The organism is Enterobacter cloacae complex sp. 2021EL-01169 (genome assembly GCF_020733125.1).
GTDB lineage: Bacteria > Pseudomonadota > Gammaproteobacteria > Enterobacterales > Enterobacteriaceae > Enterobacter > Enterobacter roggenkampii.
Genome location: NZ_JAJFTC010000009.1, coordinates 47,777 through 64,045, shown reverse-complemented (window position 1 = coordinate 64,045; position 16,269 = coordinate 47,777). Strand labels below are relative to the sequence as shown.

17 protein-coding genes are annotated in these 16,269 nt (G+C 57.3%); 5 read left to right on the top strand and 12 right to left on the bottom strand.

The window, feature by feature from the left end; all coding sequences use genetic code 11:
• The first annotated feature begins 2 nt into the window (after nucleotides 1-2).
• Nucleotides 3-611, top strand: a complete 609-nt coding sequence (gene acpT, locus LLF79_RS19300) for a 4'-phosphopantetheinyl transferase AcpT (protein WP_227880201.1) — start codon at nucleotides 3-5, stop codon at nucleotides 609-611.
• Here the strand turns inward: acpT and arnF are convergent.
• The 8 genes from arnF to LLF79_RS19260 all read right to left on the bottom strand — a co-directional run bounded on the left by arnF (nucleotide 568) and on the right by LLF79_RS19260 (nucleotide 8,764).
• Entirely contained in the window at nucleotides 568-948 is a 381-nt protein-coding gene (arnF, locus tag LLF79_RS19295) for a 4-amino-4-deoxy-L-arabinose-phosphoundecaprenol flippase subunit ArnF (RefSeq protein ID WP_063616681.1), read from the bottom strand. The two genes, acpT and arnF, sit on opposite strands and share 44 nt — an antisense overlap.
• Nucleotides 945-1,280 carry a 4-amino-4-deoxy-L-arabinose-phosphoundecaprenol flippase subunit ArnE gene (gene arnE / locus LLF79_RS19290; RefSeq protein WP_023294741.1) on the bottom strand — a complete coding sequence of 112 codons (336 nt, stop codon included), beginning with the start codon at nucleotides 1,278-1,280 and terminating at the stop codon, nucleotides 945-947. Before arnE ends, arnF begins: the two co-directional genes overlap by 4 nt.
• The gene (gene arnT, locus LLF79_RS19285; protein WP_227880195.1) at nucleotides 1,280-2,935 is read right to left on the bottom strand and encodes a lipid IV(A) 4-amino-4-deoxy-L-arabinosyltransferase; all 1,656 of its coding nucleotides are present in this window, start codon (nucleotides 2,933-2,935) and stop codon (nucleotides 1,280-1,282) included. Before arnT ends, arnE begins: the two co-directional genes overlap by 1 nt.
• The gene (gene arnD, locus LLF79_RS19280) at nucleotides 2,932-3,834 is read right to left on the bottom strand and encodes a 4-deoxy-4-formamido-L-arabinose-phosphoundecaprenol deformylase (protein ID WP_008503099.1); all 903 of its coding nucleotides are present in this window, start codon (nucleotides 3,832-3,834) and stop codon (nucleotides 2,932-2,934) included. The genes arnT and arnD overlap by 4 nt, the downstream gene beginning before the upstream one ends.
• Nucleotides 3,831-5,813 (bottom strand): bifunctional UDP-4-amino-4-deoxy-L-arabinose formyltransferase/UDP-glucuronic acid oxidase ArnA, encoded by a 1,983-nt coding sequence (arnA, locus tag LLF79_RS19275; RefSeq protein ID WP_008503100.1) that lies wholly within the window; start codon nucleotides 5,811-5,813, stop codon nucleotides 3,831-3,833. Before arnA ends, arnD begins: the two co-directional genes overlap by 4 nt.
• The gene (gene arnC, locus LLF79_RS19270) at nucleotides 5,810-6,793 is read right to left on the bottom strand and encodes an undecaprenyl-phosphate 4-deoxy-4-formamido-L-arabinose transferase (RefSeq protein ID WP_008503101.1); all 984 of its coding nucleotides are present in this window, start codon (nucleotides 6,791-6,793) and stop codon (nucleotides 5,810-5,812) included. Before arnC ends, arnA begins: the two co-directional genes overlap by 4 nt.
• 1 nt (nucleotide 6,794) lies before the next feature.
• The gene (arnB, locus tag LLF79_RS19265; RefSeq protein ID WP_227880193.1) at nucleotides 6,795-7,934 is read right to left on the bottom strand and encodes a UDP-4-amino-4-deoxy-L-arabinose aminotransferase; all 1,140 of its coding nucleotides are present in this window, start codon (nucleotides 7,932-7,934) and stop codon (nucleotides 6,795-6,797) included.
• A 326-nt stretch (nucleotides 7,935-8,260) separates the two neighbouring features.
• Complete coding sequence (locus LLF79_RS19260) at nucleotides 8,261-8,764, bottom strand: phenolic acid decarboxylase (RefSeq protein ID WP_008503103.1); 504 nt, start codon at nucleotides 8,762-8,764, stop codon at nucleotides 8,261-8,263.
• 99 nt (nucleotides 8,765-8,863) lie between these two features.
• Here LLF79_RS19260 and LLF79_RS19255 point away from each other — a divergent pair, with 99 nt between their 5' ends.
• Both LLF79_RS19255 and LLF79_RS19250 read left to right on the top strand, forming a co-directional pair.
• Nucleotides 8,864-9,745 (top strand): LysR family transcriptional regulator, encoded by an 882-nt coding sequence (locus LLF79_RS19255; RefSeq protein ID WP_227880191.1) that lies wholly within the window; start codon nucleotides 8,864-8,866, stop codon nucleotides 9,743-9,745.
• Between the two features lie 32 nt (nucleotides 9,746-9,777).
• Entirely contained in the window at nucleotides 9,778-10,572 is a 795-nt protein-coding gene (locus LLF79_RS19250) for an SDR family NAD(P)-dependent oxidoreductase (protein ID WP_227880243.1), read from the top strand.
• Between the two features lie 5 nt (nucleotides 10,573-10,577).
• Here LLF79_RS19250 and LLF79_RS19245 read toward each other — a convergent pair whose 3' ends face one another.
• A complete protein-coding gene (locus LLF79_RS19245) occupies nucleotides 10,578-11,024 on the bottom strand; it encodes an NlpC/P60 family protein (RefSeq protein WP_008503106.1) in 447 nt (148 codons plus the stop codon).
• 320 nt (nucleotides 11,025-11,344) lie between these two features.
• Here LLF79_RS19245 and LLF79_RS19240 point away from each other — a divergent pair, with 320 nt between their 5' ends.
• Nucleotides 11,345-12,004 (top strand): HAD family hydrolase, encoded by a 660-nt coding sequence (locus LLF79_RS19240; RefSeq protein WP_008503107.1) that lies wholly within the window; start codon nucleotides 11,345-11,347, stop codon nucleotides 12,002-12,004.
• An 84-nt stretch (nucleotides 12,005-12,088) separates the two neighbouring features.
• Here LLF79_RS19240 and LLF79_RS19235 read toward each other — a convergent pair whose 3' ends face one another.
• The gene (locus LLF79_RS19235; protein ID WP_008503109.1) at nucleotides 12,089-13,114 is read right to left on the bottom strand and encodes a TerC/Alx family metal homeostasis membrane protein; all 1,026 of its coding nucleotides are present in this window, start codon (nucleotides 13,112-13,114) and stop codon (nucleotides 12,089-12,091) included.
• Nucleotides 13,115-13,277: 163 nt separating this feature from the next.
• Complete coding sequence (locus LLF79_RS19230) at nucleotides 13,278-13,676, bottom strand: potassium channel family protein (RefSeq protein ID WP_008503110.1); 399 nt, start codon at nucleotides 13,674-13,676, stop codon at nucleotides 13,278-13,280.
• Nucleotides 13,677-13,991: 315 nt separating this feature from the next.
• On the opposite strand from LLF79_RS19230, the gene LLF79_RS19225 reads away from it, so the two are divergent.
• Nucleotides 13,992-15,329, top strand: a complete 1,338-nt coding sequence (locus LLF79_RS19225; RefSeq protein ID WP_227880190.1) for an MFS transporter — start codon at nucleotides 13,992-13,994, stop codon at nucleotides 15,327-15,329.
• A 34-nt stretch (nucleotides 15,330-15,363) separates the two neighbouring features.
• On the opposite strand, the gene LLF79_RS19220 is transcribed toward LLF79_RS19225, so the two are convergent.
• Nucleotides 15,364-16,101 carry an IclR family transcriptional regulator gene (locus LLF79_RS19220; RefSeq protein ID WP_059364266.1) on the bottom strand — a complete coding sequence of 246 codons (738 nt, stop codon included), beginning with the start codon at nucleotides 16,099-16,101 and terminating at the stop codon, nucleotides 15,364-15,366.
• Nucleotides 16,102-16,269: the final 168 nt, after the last annotated feature.

Below are 16,269 nucleotides of genomic sequence, written 5' to 3'. Positions count from 1 at the left end.
CTATGTACCAGTTTGTACTGGGAAAAATATCCACCCTTTGCGCGGACCCGCTGGCGTCAACGCTCGCAGACAGCGCACCTCAGGGTGCTCGCAATGCCTCATGGCTGGCTGGCAGGATGCTGCTCGCCAGAGCGTTATCCCCTCATCCGCTCCCCGACATTATTTACGGCGAGCAGGGGAAACCGGCCTTTGCGGAGGGCCATCCGCTGTGGTTCAACCTGAGCCACAGCGGTGACGATATCGCCTTGCTGATGAGCGATGAAGGCGAAGTCGGCTGTGATATCGAAGTGATTCGCCCCAGGAAGAACTGGCAGGCGTTGGCGAATGCCGTCTTCAGCATGACGGAGCATGATGAGCTTGAGCGCGAAGCGCCAGAGGAACGGCTTGCCGCCTTCTGGCGTATCTGGACGCGAAAAGAGGCAATCATCAAACAGCGTGGCGGTAGCGCCTGGCAGATTGTCAGCATTGACAGCACGGCATCGTCGCACTCGGTCAGCCAGGTGCAGATCGGCTCACTCAGCCTGGCCGTTTGTACGTCGACCCCTTACACCCTGACCACCGAGTCGATTATCCACGTCGGGGCAGGAAAATCACCAGTACACCCAACATAATAAACACGACGCCGACCAGCCCGTGCCAGGAGAAGCTTTCTCCCCAGCCCGGCAGCAGGATCGCGGCGCCCCACACCAGGATATAGCTAAGACTCAGCAAGGCATACGCTTTGCTGAGCGCCATGCGATGCAGCGCCAGGTACCAGCAGCCCATAGAAGCCACATACCCCATCAACCCCAGCAGCAGCGCGCCCGTGCCGGACGAGACGTGCCACAGCGCGGAAATAAACGTCAGAAGCTCGCTGACCGGAGGCAGAGCCTGCATGGCCTCGCGCAGCAACAGCTGCGCGGCGCTGACTAACAGCACGCTGCATAAGGCCCAGAACGCCCCTTTCACAGGCTCCCTCCCAGGATAACAATCCCAATGATGATCAACCCCACCCCCAGCCAGTGATGCAAGGCGACGTTTTCACGCCAGAATACCTTCGCCGCCAGCGTCACCCAGACAAAATTGAGGCTCAGCATGGGGTAGGCAATGCCGACAGGCAGGCGCTGCAGCACCACCAGCCAGACCAGCATCCCGCTGCCCAGCGCCAGCAGAGCCAGGCCAAGCCACAGCGCGATATGCACGCCACGCCGCCCGGCTTTCGCCGGACGGGTAGCCTGTTTCTGGCACAGCTGTCCTGCACAGCTGAGCAGGCTTGCCAGTATCAGCCAGATCCAGGTCATCACTTCGGCAGATACTGCAGGTAGGCCAGACGGCCCTGGATATACAGGCTGTCCGGTTCTGGCAGATCCGCCCGCGAAAGGTCATCGCGTTTTGACAGCAGGATAACCAGCGATACGCGTCCCTGCTGACGGTGCTCAGCCAGCCACTGCGCGAAGTCATCTTTACCGACAAAACGATCTTTCACATCAGGATAATCCAGCCCGTAGCGCAGTTCGCCACTCTGACCAAACAGCGTGATGTCATTGCGCTTCAGCTCCCACGCCAGGCCAGCGGCCAGGCCCACGTTATTGGCCAAGACAAATCGGCTGTCCTGAAGCGGCTCGCGCACGGTGTCGACCAGCGACTGCGGCTGTTTGGAATCCACCACCAGGTTAGGAATGGCAAAACCGATCAGCAGCGCCAGGCCCGCAGGACAGAGCGCCGCAAGCCACCAGCGCTGCTGACTCTGCCTGAACGTAAACCAGCCGACCGCGGCCCAGATGAGGAACGCGACCACCGCGCAGAACACTTTATACAGTTCAACCGAGGACCAGACCGGATGCTTAGCCAGCCCCCACGGAGAGACCACCAGCGCCGCCACCATGCCAATAACGCCAAACGCCAGGTTGATCCCGCCGTTAATGCGTAACGCTCTGGCGCCCTTCTCCGCCGCGAGGCAGGCATAGCGCGCCATCAGGATCGCCAGCGGGGCAAAGCACGGCAGGATATAGGTCGGCAGCTTGCCTTTGGCGATGCTGAAGAACAGCAGCGGCATTATCACCCATCCCAGCAGATAGAATCCGCCGCCCGCGTTTTGTCTGTCACGCCAGCCGAGACGGAACGCGCCGGGCAGCAGCGCCAGCCACGGCAGGCTACCCGCGATCAGGAACGGCACGTAGTACCAGAACGGGGCTTTGTGCTGCGCGTCGCTCTGGGCGAAACGCTGAATATGCTCAACCCAGAAGAAGTAACGCCAGAAGTCAGGCTCACGCTGCGCAATCGCCAGCCCCCATGGCAGAACAATCAGCACGCAGCTCAGGATCGCGAGCCAGCCAAAAATCAGCACCTCTTTCCAGCGCTTCTGGACGATCACCCACGGCAGCACGCCAATCACCGGTACCGCCAGCGCCAGGAAGCCTTTGGTCATCACCCCCATCCCGCAGGCCAGCCCAAGCAGCACATAGCCCCCCGCTTTTCCGGCAACGGTTTTGGCCTGTGACGCCAGCCAGAAGCTGCACATCGCCGCCACCAGCCACAGGGTGATGATGGGATCCAGCACCGCATACGTGCCGATGCCATACACCAGGAACAGGGTCAGGAAGATCAGGCCGGAGAAAAGGGCTGTCCGCTTATCCCGCCAGAGACGCCAGGCCATCCAGATGACCAGCAGCGCCGCTAAACCGGTGGAGAAGATAGACCCGGCGCGCACGGCGAGGTTCGTGTGCCCGAACAGCATCTGCCCGATGCTGTTGATCCAGTAGCCGGCAATCGGCTTTTCAAAGTAACGCAGCCCCAAAAAATGCGGGACAACCCAGTCTCCGGAGGCCAGCATTTCGCGGCTGATTTCCGCATAGCGCGTTTCATCAGGCTGCCAAAGCAGGCGGATATCAACCGGGATGAGGTAGTAAACGATAAACAGTGCGAGAAGCGCTAAGCCATAACGGGCTGTTTTCATTGGACCGGACTCACGGTTTGTTGATAGCCAAGCCAGCCTTCCCGGCCAGCCAGTTCATTGCGGACCACTTTGCCCACGGGGAGGGTGCTGAGGTCGTCTGGCAGCAGCTCGCTTAACGGGCAAAACGCAATGCCCTCCTGAGCGGCCATCGTCAGCAGTTCGTCGAAATCATGCTGATACGCAATCCCTTCCACTTCGGCATGGATGGTATACACCGGCGTACCGGCGTCACGATGAATGCGGTCCAGGATGTAGCGATTGAACTCATCAGCTTTGACCTCGCGCCCGACCACTTCATCCCAGGTGGGAAGCGTGACCGGAATTTGCACCGTACCGTAGCGATTTTCGCCCAACAGCGGCAAAAAGGGCCCGGTTCCGCGGCAATCGCTGTTGTAGCGAAACGCAAAGGCTTCTTTGGCCTTCACGACGCGCTGATCCGCACGCCATCCCGCCACGGCGGAGCAGCACACGGGCTGACCGATAATGGCCTCCAGCTCCAGCATCCCACGCTCGACCTCACGGGACAGGCGCGGGATATCCCAGACGCCCGCCCAGGCTTGCCAGGCATGGTGATCCCAGGCGTGCAGACCCACCTCATGATGCTGCGCCGCTTCACGGATAACCGCTTCATTACCCGCGCCGATGCGTCTGCCGGGCCAGGCGGTGCCGGCCAGCAAAATATCCCAGCCGTAGAGGGATGCTGCGCGCGAGCGCAGCATTTTGAACAGAAATGCCGGTTTAACCAGACGCCATAAATGGCGTCCCATGTTGTCAGGCCCCACGCTGAAGAAAATGCTGGAGCGCACGCCGTGCTTGCTCAGCAGTTCCAGCAGTTTGGGTACGCCGTCACGCGTTCCCCTGAAGGTGTCGACATCAATGCGTAAACCGACTTTTTTCATGAGACCTGTTCCGACAGCTCCACGGTGCGCAGGAAGAAATCAAGCGTTTCATCAATGGTTTGTTCCATCTTCACCGTCGGCGTCCAGTTCAGGCAGCGCTTCGCATTGCGAATGCTTGGCTTACGGTGCTCAACGTCCTGATACCCTTTACCGTAGTAGCTGCTGCTTTCCACTTCGCGGAAGCCGGCAAACGGCGGGAATTTATCGCGCAGCGGGTGGCGCTCAAAGCTGGCCAGCAGCATCTCGGCCAGTTCGCGAATGCTCGCTTCGTTGTCCGGGTTGCCGATATTGATGATTTCACCGTTGCAGCGATTATCTTTGTTTTCGATGATGCGGAACAGCGCTTCGATACCGTCGCTGATATCCGTAAAGCAGCGTTTCTGTTTCCCGCCTTCGATAAGCTTGATTGGCGAGCCTTCCACCAGGTTCAGGATCAGCTGGGTGATCGCACGGGAGCTGCCGATACGCGCCGCGTTCAGGTTATCCAGACGCGGACCCATCCAGTTGAACGGACGGAACAGGGTAAAGCGCAGGCCCTCTTTCTCACCGTAGGCCCAAATCACGCGGTCCAGCAGCTGTTTGGAGACGGAGTAAATCCAGCGCTGCTTGTTGATCGGCCCGACCACCAGGTTGGAGGTGTCTTCATCGAAATTCTTATCGGTACACATGCCGTACACTTCAGAGGTGGACGGGAAGATGATGCGCTTGTCGTATTTCACGCAGTCGCGGATGATCTTCAGGTTCTCTTCGAAGTCCAGCTCAAACACGCGCAGCGGGTTACGGGTGTACTCGATTGGCGTGGCAATAGCGACCAGCGGCAGCACCACGTCGCATTTTTTAATGTGGTATTCAATCCACTCGGAGTGGATGCTGATATCCCCTTCCACGAAGTGGAAGCGCGGGTTGTCGAGGAAACGGCTGATCGCATCCGCGCCAATATCCAGGCCGTAGATTTCGTAGTTATCGTCTTTGAGCAGACGTTCGGTCAGGTGGTTACCGATAAAACCGTTCACGCCGAGGATCAGCACGCGGGTACGGCGTTTGATGGCCACCACCGGCGCGCTGGTGATCAGCGCCCCGGCCACCAGCCCCAGCGACTGCGCCAGCTGGGTGCCCTGAACGTACAGGCCGTTGTCGGTTTGGCCGGTAACGATCTCCAGCGCCTGCTCGCCGCAGCTCACAATCAGCGGGGAGACGGAGACGACGGTGCCCGGTTTTGCCGCCGGAATGTCGTCACGCACGCGGGATTTCCAGACGATGAACTTGCTGACGCCCGCAAAGCTGTAGGCGCCCGGCCACGGGTCGGTCACGGCGCGCACCAGGTTGTGCAGCTGGCGGGCCGGTTTGTTCCAGTCCAGACGACCATCTTCCGGTGCGCGGCGGCCAAAGCAGCTTGCCTTGCTCTCGTCCTGCGCGGTCTCGCTGAAGGTGCCGTTAAGGATGCCCGGCAGCGCATCGCGCAGCAGCGTCTGTGCCGTCGCGTTCAGCTTTTGATGCAGCTGCAGCGCGGTATCGTCCGCATCAATAGCGACCTTCTGCTGCGCCACGATAGCGCCCGCATCCGCACGGCGCACCATGCGGTGCAGCGTCACGCCCGTTTCCGTTTCACCGTTCACCAGCACCCAGTTCAGCGGGGCGCGGCCACGGTAGGCAGGCAGCAGAGAACCATGAAGATTAAAGGCGCCTTTTGCAGCCAGGCCTAAGATCTCGTCGGAGAGCAGGTTGCGATAGTAAAACGAGAAGATGACGTCAGGCGCGAGGGCGCGGATGCGCTCCACCCACAGCGGGTGGTTGACGTCGTCTGGCGCATAAACCGGGATACCGCGCTCGGCGGCGATACGCGCCACGGAGCCGAAAAAGTTATTCTCTCCAGCCGTGTCCGGATGGGTAAAGATTGCCGCAATGTCATAGCCCGCTTCCAGCAGGGCCTGCGTGCCCGTGCACCCCATATCGTGATAGGCAAATACAACAGCTTTCATGGGTGAATTTCCTCTTGAGATGCTTTGTGTTCCTGACGGACAACACGTTGAATAAAGTAGCGCGGACGCGCGCGAACGTCGTTATAGATTCGGCCAATGTATTCACCGAGGAGCCCCATCCCGACAAACTGGGCGCCGATGAACATAAACAGCACGGCAAAGAGCATGAAGACCCCTTCCGCCGCCCACTGTGGGCCAAAGACCAGTCGCAGCACCACCAGCAGAACGGACAGCGCGAAACCGGCCACGGCGATGATGCTGCCGAACACGCTCAGCAGACGCAGCGGCGTGGTGGTCAGGCAGGTGATGAGGTCGTACATCAGGTTGATGAGGCGCATAAAGCTGTACTTCGACTCCCCGTGCTCGCGCTCGGCGTGCAGGACCGGGATTTCCGTTGCCTTACGGGCAAAGGTATTCGCCAGAATCGGAATGAAGGTGCTGCGCTCGTGGCAATGCAGCATGGCGTCGACGATATGGCGGCGGTAGGCGCGCAGCATGCAGCCGTAATCGCCCATCGCTTTACCTGTCGTGCGCTGGATCAGACGGTTGATGGTGCGCGAGGCCAGCTTGCGGAACAGGCTGTCCTGGCGGTTCTGACGTACCGTGCCGACCACGTCATAGCCTTCGTCGGCTTTGGCCACCAGGCGCGGGATCTCTTCCGGCGGGTTTTGCAGGTCCGCGTCCAGGGTGATAATCAGATCGCCCGTGACGTGGCTAAACCCCGCCATAATCGCCGAGTGCTGGCCGTAGTTACGGTTGAGCAGCACGGCAACGATGTGGCTGCCTTCGGCCTGCGCGGCTTCGGTCATCATCAGCGCGGAATTATCGCTACTGCCATCATCCACCAGCAGAATTTCGTAGGCCTTGCCCATCGTGTCACAGGCGGCCGTTGTACGGCGGATCAGTTCGGGCAGGCTCTCCTGCTCGTTATAAACCGGGATGACCACGGATACTTTTTGTACAGGCGGTGCACTGAACATATCAATGTCCTGCAAGCTGATGGAGTGCGGTAATGACGCGGGTTGTGTCGTCATGAGTCATGTCCGGGAAAAGAGGGAGAGAACAAATACGTGCGCTATTCCATTCAGAATTCGGGAGCGATACATCAGGAAAACGCTCGCGGTAGTATTTTTGCGTGTGGGCCGCGCGGAAATGGAGGCCGGTACCGATACCTTTCTCTTTCAGCGCCGCCATCAGGTTGTCGCGTGAGATCCCGCAGCGCGCTTCATCCACGCGAATAATAAACAGGTGCCAGGCGTGAACATGCGGCCATGACGGAATAGTGAGCGGCTGGAACGGCGTATCGGCAAGCTCCCGCAGGTAGCGTTGTGCTATTTCCTCACGGCGCCTGTTGGCCTCTTTCAGTTTGCCTAGCTGCACCAGCGCCAGAGCGGCGTTGATGTCCGCCAGGTTGTATTTATAGCCCGGCGCGATCACTTCCGCCTGCGGCGCGCGACCGTGCGTCTGGCGATCATAGGCATCTACGCCCAGGCCATGGAATTTCAGACTGCGGATCCGCTGTGCCAGCTGCGCGTTATCGGTGACCACCAGGCCGCCTTCCGCGCAGGTCATGTTTTTAATGGCGTGGAAGGAGAAAATTGCCGTTCCTTTCCAGCCCACGTGACGGTTTTTGTAATACGTTCCGGCGGCATGGGCCGCATCTTCAATCACCGGAATACCGTGACGTTCACCGATGGCATGAATTGCGTCGATATCACACGGCGCGCCGGCATAGTGAACGGGAATAATGGCTTTAGTGCGCGGGGTAATAGCGGCTTCCACGGCTTCTGGCGCCACCATTAATGTATCTTTATCCACATCAATCATGACCGGCGTGGCGCCCAGCAATACGATCATATTCAGCGTGGAGACCCAGGTCTGGGAAGGGGTAATAACTTCATCGCCCGGGCCAATATCCAGCGCCATCAGCGTAACGTGCATGCCCGCGGTGGCGGAACAGAGGGCAATCGCATGCTGATTCCCGGTAAGTTGACAGAATGCCTCTTCAAGTTGCTGATTCTTAGGCCCTGTGGTGATCCAGCCCGACATCAAAACGTCCTGAAGCGCCGCAATTTCCTCAGCGCCCATCGACGGCCGCGAAAAAGGCAGAAAATCACTCATTATTAATTTCCTTGCAATCAAAATGGCATGTTTTTGATATTAACCAAATGCCAGCCCGCTTATTTCAACGAACCATAAACTCATATCAAAGTAGCTCTCTTTCCTTAGGGAAAAATTAAGACAACGTTTACAACGTTATAAGACAACTAGCAGCCAATTGAAAAACAACAAGTTAATTTTATATTAAATATTTTTGATGTGATCTTCCGCAACATTTTGAAATGGAAACATTTAAACCAATCCTCAACAAACAAAAAAAATCCCGGCCATTTCAAAATAATATGAAATAGCCGGGAACTTTTCTATTTAGTTAATTGTCGCGCTTATTACAGGTTATCTGGAAAGTTTTTCGGTAATTCACTGGCCGCACAGGCGATCACGCTTTCATTATTGGCACCGCAGTCGCGTACAAAGGTGATTGTGGCAAATTCATCAATCACTTCGGTTGGATACGCCGGGCCCGCATCTCGGTAGCTGTTCATCAGCGGAATATGATCGTTCTGGAAGCAGACGGTTTTTTCCGGGTTGTTCATGACCCAGCGCGGGAAGAAGATGGTGCCGTGGAACAGTTTGTCGCCCAGGTTCACAATCAGGCTGACGTCGGTGCCGGTTGGCTCGGTCCAGGAAATTTTATAGATGCTCTCCCCTACCCGCACGATGTAAGCCTGCTGATCTTTCACCCAACGGTTTGCCACCAGACCGCTGTGAATACGGTAATCCAGGGTCGTCTCGTTTTTGACGTAAATCTCGTAGTTCCAGCCGTTGTCGTAGGTGTAAACAAGGTGTTTGCCAACGAAGCCGCTTAAGTCGTGTTTGTCGAAGGTGTTCATAAGATGTCTCCTTTGTTTTGATGAGACGATCGTACCCCTTCAAAAAATGAATGAATAACGCTATTTTTTAATCAAATTCATCCAAATTTTAGATAAATTATGCATAAGACGACGCTGGAACAATGGTCTTTACTGGAAAGAGTGGTCGAGGCGGGCAGCTTTGCCAAAGCCGCAGAAGAAACCCACCGCAGCCAGTCCTCGGTGAGCTATAACCTGTCGCTGCTGCAGGAGCGGCTGGGCGTGGCCCTCCTGGTGCCGGAAGGACGACGGGCGGTGTTAACGCCGGCAGGAGAACTGCTGCTCAACCAGGTTAAACCGCTGCTGAAAGCCTTTTCGTACGTTGAGACGCGCGCAGCGACCCTTCGCAACGGAATGCGCACGCGGCTGGATCTGGTGGTGGATTCCATTTTCCCCCGCCGCCGCCTGTTTGCCATTCTGCGCCAGTTCCAGCAGCAGTATCCGCAAACCCAGGTACGCCTCACCGAGGTGCTGGAAAACACCCGGGACGATGCCATTAACGACGAAGCCGATGCGATGGTTCTCACCCGCCGCCAGGACATGACCGGGCTCGGCGAATGGCTGATGAATATCGACTTTGTTGCCGTGGCCCACCATCAGCATCCTCTCTTTCACCTCGACGCGCCGCTTAACGACGACATGCTACGCCCGTGGCCGCTCATTCAGATTGCGGACAGTCAGCCCGCCGCGCGCGCGGCCGGTGAGTCATGGACCTTCTCCACCATCGATGCCGCCATTGAGGCCGTCCTCTCTCAGGTCGGCTACGGCTGGCTGCCGGAGGAACGCATCCAGACCCAGCTGGATCAAGGCATCCTGAAACGCCTGCCGCTGAGCCACGGTGCACGCAGAGCGACGCCGCTTCACCTGATTGTTAAGCGCTCCCTCGCCCCGCTTGACGAGCAGGTGGAGACGCTGCTGCGCCTTTTTAGCCAGGAGCCGTCATCCTCACCTGCTACGCTTTAAGGTCCGAACGTTAAAATGATAAGGAGCGGATGATGAAAATCGACTTTACGGGGAAAGTGGCGCTGGTGACCGCCTCAACCGGCGGGATCGGGTTCGCCATTGCCAGAGGGCTGGCAGAAAGCGGTGCCGAGGTGATCGTTAATGGCCGCAGCACGGAATCGGTGAATAAAGGCATTCAGCAGCTGCAGCAGGTGGTGCCGGGCGTGCAGGTGCGCGCCGCGATTGCCGATCTCAGCACGGCGGAAGGGGTCGAGTCGCTGCTGAAGGTGGCGAATAACGTTGATATTCTGGTTAACAACGCCGGGATTTACGGCCCGCAGGATTTCTATGGCATCGACGATGAGACCTGGGAGCGTTACTGGCAGACCAACGTGATGTCCGGCGTGCGTCTTTCCCGCGCCCTCCTGCCGGGCATGGTGCAAAAGGGCTGGGGACGGGTGGTGTTTATCTCCTCCGAGTCGGCCTGCAATATCCCGGCGGATATGATCCACTACGGCGTGACCAAAACGGCGCAGCTCTCCCTGGCGCGCGGGCTGGCGAAGTTCGTGGCGGGAAGCGGCGTGACGGTCAACAGCGTCTTGCCGGGGCCAACGATGTCGGACGGTTTCGCAGAGATGATGAAGGATGAAATCGAAAAAACCGGTAAATCGCTGGAGCAGCTGGCGAAAGAGTTTGTGATGGCCAACCGCCCCAGCTCGGTGATCCAGCGCGCGGCCACGGTAGAAGAGGTGGCCAATATGGTGATTTATGTCTGTTCGCCCCAGGCTTCCGCCACCTCGGGCGCGGCGCTGCGCGTCGATGGCGGCGTGGTAGATGACATCATCTGAGGCTGTCAGGCCGCACTGCCTGCAACCCGACGGGCAGTAATGTAGTGCGCCTGCCAGTAAGCATCCGTCAGGGTTGAGACCGTGACGCCCTGGCTGCTTGAGGCATGAATAAACTGGCTATTGCCAATATACACGCCGACATGCCTGCGGTTCGGACCCGTCTGGAAGAACACCAGATCTCCGGGCCTCAGGCGGTATTGCGTCACCTGCACCCCGCGGTGGATCTGCTCGCCGGTCGTGCGCGGTAAGTTAAGATGCGCTACATCGCTGAACAGGTGCTGCATCAGCGCGGAGCAGTCCACCCCGCGGCGCGTGGTTCCGCCCCACTGATACTGGGTCCCCTTCCACTTTTGGTATTGATCAAGGATGCGCGCGCGCAGCGGGCCCGTATCCTGTTGCATCAGTGCAGATTTCGCTGGCGAGACGGCCAGGTCACTGTTCATCGATAGCATCGACGCGGGGAGTTGAAAACTGAATGCAGAAAACGAAGCAAAACTTAACGTCAGGATTGAAATAAACGATCTAAGAGTCATATCAAGAAAGCAGTAGTGAGTGAGTTTTTCCTTACCTGTGGGGCCAAAGGGTTCCCCTGAATATCGTGCGATGTGGCGATAATATAGACAGATCGTTTTTTCACCAATTCTTATTGAGGCCAAAAATGGACTCACTTTGAGATCGCAAGATCGAGAAAAAAATGGTGGTGATGTAAGGACTGTCCTGGTAAAGCAGGTAAACTGATCCACAGAATGTGTATTTCAGCTAAGACGTATTTATGACCAATATGATTGCCGACGAGACGGTGGCGAAATCCAGCGTGCTCTCTGTCTTTGACTTTGATGGGACGTTAACACACCACGACAGCTTTATTCCTTTCCTGCGCTTTGCCTTCGGGAAACGCTACTTCGCGGGCCGTCTGGTGCGTATGGCGCTGCCCACGCTCCACTGCGTGCGTCGCAAGCTGACGCGCGATGAGCTAAAGGAAGTGCTGATCAAAACGTTCCTGACGGGCGTGGATGAACACTGGTTGCGCCAGCAGGCGGAAGCGTTTTGCGAAAAATACTGGAGCAAGCTGATGCGCCCCGAAGGGGTTCTGGCCGTGGCGGCAGAGGTGAATTCCGGTGCGGAGGTGACCATCTGTTCCGCGTCTCCGGCGCTGGTGCTTCAGCCGTGGGCTGACAAACTGGGCATTAAGCTGATTGGCACGCAGCTGGAAGTGAAAGACGGCAAGCTGACGGGGCGCATCACGGGCCATAACTGCCGCTGCGCCCAGAAGGTGGCCAGGCTGGAAAAAGTGTATGGCGATCTGAACGCCTATCACCTGCGCGCCTGGGGGGACACCCGCGGCGACCACGAGCTGCTGGCGGCGGCGCAGGATCCGCACTGGCGGCACTTCCACCCGCCGCGCAAGCGCCGCAATTCACCCATCAAGTAGCCTTTTTGCCGGGTGGCGGCTGCGCCTTACCCGGCCTACATTCGAACTGTAGGCCCGGTAAGCGAAGCGCCACCGGGCGGTACATCAGGCTTCTCGTTTCCCCGGGAACATCACGCTCGCAATAATTCCCAGCGCCAGCACGCCCAATACCACAAACAGGCTGGCGGTCGCGCCAATGCTGTAACCGTGATGCCAGAAGTGATCGGTGGCATTTAACCCCAGCTTGAACGCCACGAAGAACAGCAGCAGCACCACCGCTTTCTCGAGATGCACCAGATACTGCTTCAGCGCTTCCAGCACGAAGTAAAGGGTACGCAGGCCGAGGATAGCGAACATCATGGCGCTGTAGATAATCAGCGGCTCGCGGCTGACGGCGATAATGGCCGGCACGGAGTCAAACGCGAACATCACGTCTGAGAGTTCCACCACCGCCACGCAGAGCAGCAGCGGGGTCGCATAGCGCTTCGCCTTCTTCACGCGTCCGACCATCACGTCCTGGTTTTCCGGCTTTTCAAGCTCCGCATCCACCTCTTTCTGCGTCAGAATAAAGGCGTTGCTGCTGATTTTCGGCCAGACCGGATAGAAGCGTTTCACCAGGCGATAGGCGAGATGACCCGAGTAATCTTCCACTTCGTCACTCTCTTCATTGCGTCGGAGCATCATTACCGCCGTCCAGCCGACGACCAGCGCGAAAATCACCTCGACGTAAGGCCCCAGACTTAACAGGCTGGTGCCGATAGCCACGAAAATACCGCGGAAGACAATCGCCCCCAGCACGCCCCAGTAGAGCACGCGGTGACGGTACTTATCCGGCACGCCGAACCAGGCGAAGATCGCCATCATCACAAACAGGTTATCGACGGAGAGCACCTCCTCCAGCGCATAACCGGTGAGGAACAGGCTCGCCATCTCGGCGCCGTGGTGAACGTACAGGAACCCGGCGAAGGCCATCGCCATCATGACCCAGAAGAGGGACCACATTGCGGCGCTTTTCAGCGAGATCGGTTTATCGTGACGGTGCATAAAGAGGTCGATAAACATCGCCCCAACGGCCATCACCACAAAGACAACAACGGTTTCCGTCGGGAAACCGAGATGAGCAGCAGACATACATAACCCTTTTATAGAGGCAAAGCACAGCACCATGCAGGCTGGCGTAAACCAGCAGAGAAAAAGGGTGGGCTGTTTATCACATCCACCCTCAAAACCGCAGCGCGACGGCCGCGTAAGGGGTGTACTTTACCTTACCAGATGGGGATTGCACATCTACCGTTTAGGCGCTCATGCCACGCAAACGCTGCAGCACTGCGACCAGAACCGCCACAGACCAACCTACCATCAATGCGCCCACCAGTCCTTCCACCCCGCCGATGAGCCGCCAGTGCTGGGGTAACGTGACGTCGCCGTACCCTACCGTCGCGTAGCTGACCAGTGAAAAATAGAAGCTGGTGTTCCAGTCATTAAACGCGTCGATGACAAAATAAAAGGCAGCAAACAGCCCGGCCTCCAGGAGATGGGCGAAAATCATAGAGATAACGATACCGACATTGCGTAAAACAATGCGTACCGCAGAATCGACGTCTAACGTGATGAATTTTAAAACGCCAAACATCCACAGCGAATGAATGACCACGGTTAGGGTAAGCAAAATAATAATGCTGAGTAGCTGCATGGTACGTGCTCTGACCAAAAGGAGTATGGCCCCGCGAGCGCGGCGGGGCATCTGGTCGAAGCTTAGTCGAAGGGAGAGGAAAAGTTGGTGCAATAATTGCGCTACGTGATTATTTCTCTGCCAGCACGTCCTGCTTGCGGCTGGCCAGCAGCCTTGAGCGATATCCGCAGCGCACTATCTGTGAGTCACCTCTTATTTACATCATTTAAACCTTCCATTAACTGGATAAAAAGAACGCGCCGTCGCTATAGTGGTTTTGTTTAATAAAACTAAGTTGTACCTAATAAAACAAAGAACACACCCTGCGAGGATACAATGACAGAACATTTACGTAACGGCGCGACCGCCACCGAGGACATAGAAAGAGAGACGATGCGGAAGGTGATCTGGCGTATTCTTCCGTTTCTGATTGTCAGTTACCTGGTCTCCATTATCGATCGCGGGAATATCGGCATGGCTTCGCTGCAGATGAATGAGGACCTTGGCCTCAGCAAAGCGGCGTTTGGCTTCGCCAGCAGCCTCTACTTCGTGGCCTATTTCCTGTTTGAGGTGCCGAGCAACCTGGCCATGCAGAAAGTCGGCGCCCGGCTGTGGATACCGCGCATTATGATCAGCTGGGGCATCGTCTCCATGGGCATGGCGCTGGTTCAAAATACCACGTCGCTCTATATCGTCCGTTTTCTTCTCGGAGCAGCGGAAGCAGGCTTCTTCCCGGGCGTCGTGCTGTATCTGACCTGGTGGATCCCTGCCCGCTACCGCGCGCCCATTATTGCGTCCTTTATGGTTGCCATCCCGCTCGCTAACTTCATCGGCTCCCCTCTTTCCGGATTGATACTGTCGCTGGATGGCTGGCTGGGTCTTCGCGGCTGGCATCTACTGTTCATCATTGAAGGCTTACCTGCGGTGCTGCTGGGTATTGCGGCCTGGTTTATTCTCCGGGATCGCCCTCATCAGGCGAAATGGCTCAGCGATGAACAGAAAAAGTGGCTGGAAACCACCCTTGAGACCGAGCGTAGCCAGCAAAAGAACATTGGACACCAGACGACGTGGCAGCTGCTGAAGCATCGCCAAATCTGGCTGATGGCGCTGATTTACGCGGGCGCATCGTCCGCGGGCACCACTATTAGCGTCTGGTCTCCTCAGCTGCTGAAATCCTTCCATCTTGATAATCTGCAAACCGGTCTGTTTAACGCCATTCCTTACGGTCTGGCATCGGTTCTGATGATTGTCTGGGGACGACACTCCGATCGCACCAATGAACGCCGCTGGCATACTGCGCTGACGCTGTTCATGATTGCCGCCGGTGTGTTCGCTGCCTTTGTCAGCGTCTCGCTCTTTGCCACTCTCGCGATCCTGAGCATTATCCTGACGGGCGCGTATTCAATGAAAGGGCCTTTCTGGGCGCTGGCGTCCGGCTGGATGAGCAGCTCCTCGGCGGCGGCAGGGCTGGCCGCGATTGGTGCCATCGCGAACCTGATTGGCGGGGCGGTCATGGTAAATGCCTACGGCATGATCAGCGAGCAAACGGGCAGCTACACGCTGGCTATGCTCCCGCTGGCCGTGCTGTGCCTGGCCGGGGGTATCGCGGTACTCATTATGGGACGGCAGGCACGCAACGCTCAGCTACACGAAAAACAGGTCACACATTCGTGATGACAGAAGCGGGACACATGTCCCGCTTCTGCGTTTAAAGATTTTCTTCCGCCGCGTCGCTCGTTTCACCAAAGAACTGCTGACAGAAGGGCTTACTGGCTCCCATTTTCTGCGACAGACGGCTGGCCGCCGCCTTCATCAACGGGCCTATCTCCTTCTCACGACGATCTTCCGTCAGCCGTGAGATGGGGCCGGTCAGGGCTAACGCCGCAACCAGCTTGTCGTGATCGCCGAAGACAGGCATCGCAAACGCAGCGGTATGGGGATCGCGTGCGCCTGACGTGTAGAAAGGGAGTTCAGCATCGCCCTCCGGCAGGCTCTCATTGAGCCCCCAGTGGCGCAAGACCTTACTGATGGCCGAACTATCAAGCGGGAACTGGCTGCCGGGAAGATTACTGTGTCGCAGGCCGTGCGACGCTTCAGCGCGAAACAGGCAAAGGCGCTGCCCGCCCTCCAGCACATACCAGCTGGCGCTCTCCTGAGACGCCAGGGATAAGGCCTGAAGCTCTGGCTGAACCACCCGCGAAAGATGGAAAGATTGTTCATACAGCTTGCCGAGGTAAAGCAGACGTGGGCCAAGCGCATAATTGCCGTCTTCATGCCTGACGACGTAATTCATCCGTTCAAGAGAATTCATCAAGCGGTAAACCGTGGTTTTGTGATAACCCGACAGCTGTGCCAGCGCGGTCAGCGTCAGGCTCTCATCCCCAGGACGGAAGCAATCCAGTAAAGCCAGCGCTTTTTCAACCGCTACAACGCCTTCATTCCCCATCATTATCTCCTTGTTAGCCCGGCAGTGAGTGTACCTCAAATTTTGTGAGTCACTTCGTGTTTACATCACAAACGCCACCTCGGGTCTGGCTAAAAGGAAAGCAACACCGCTATAGTTGTTTTGTTCTGTACACCTACATTGTACTCAGTAAAACAATATGGAGGCATT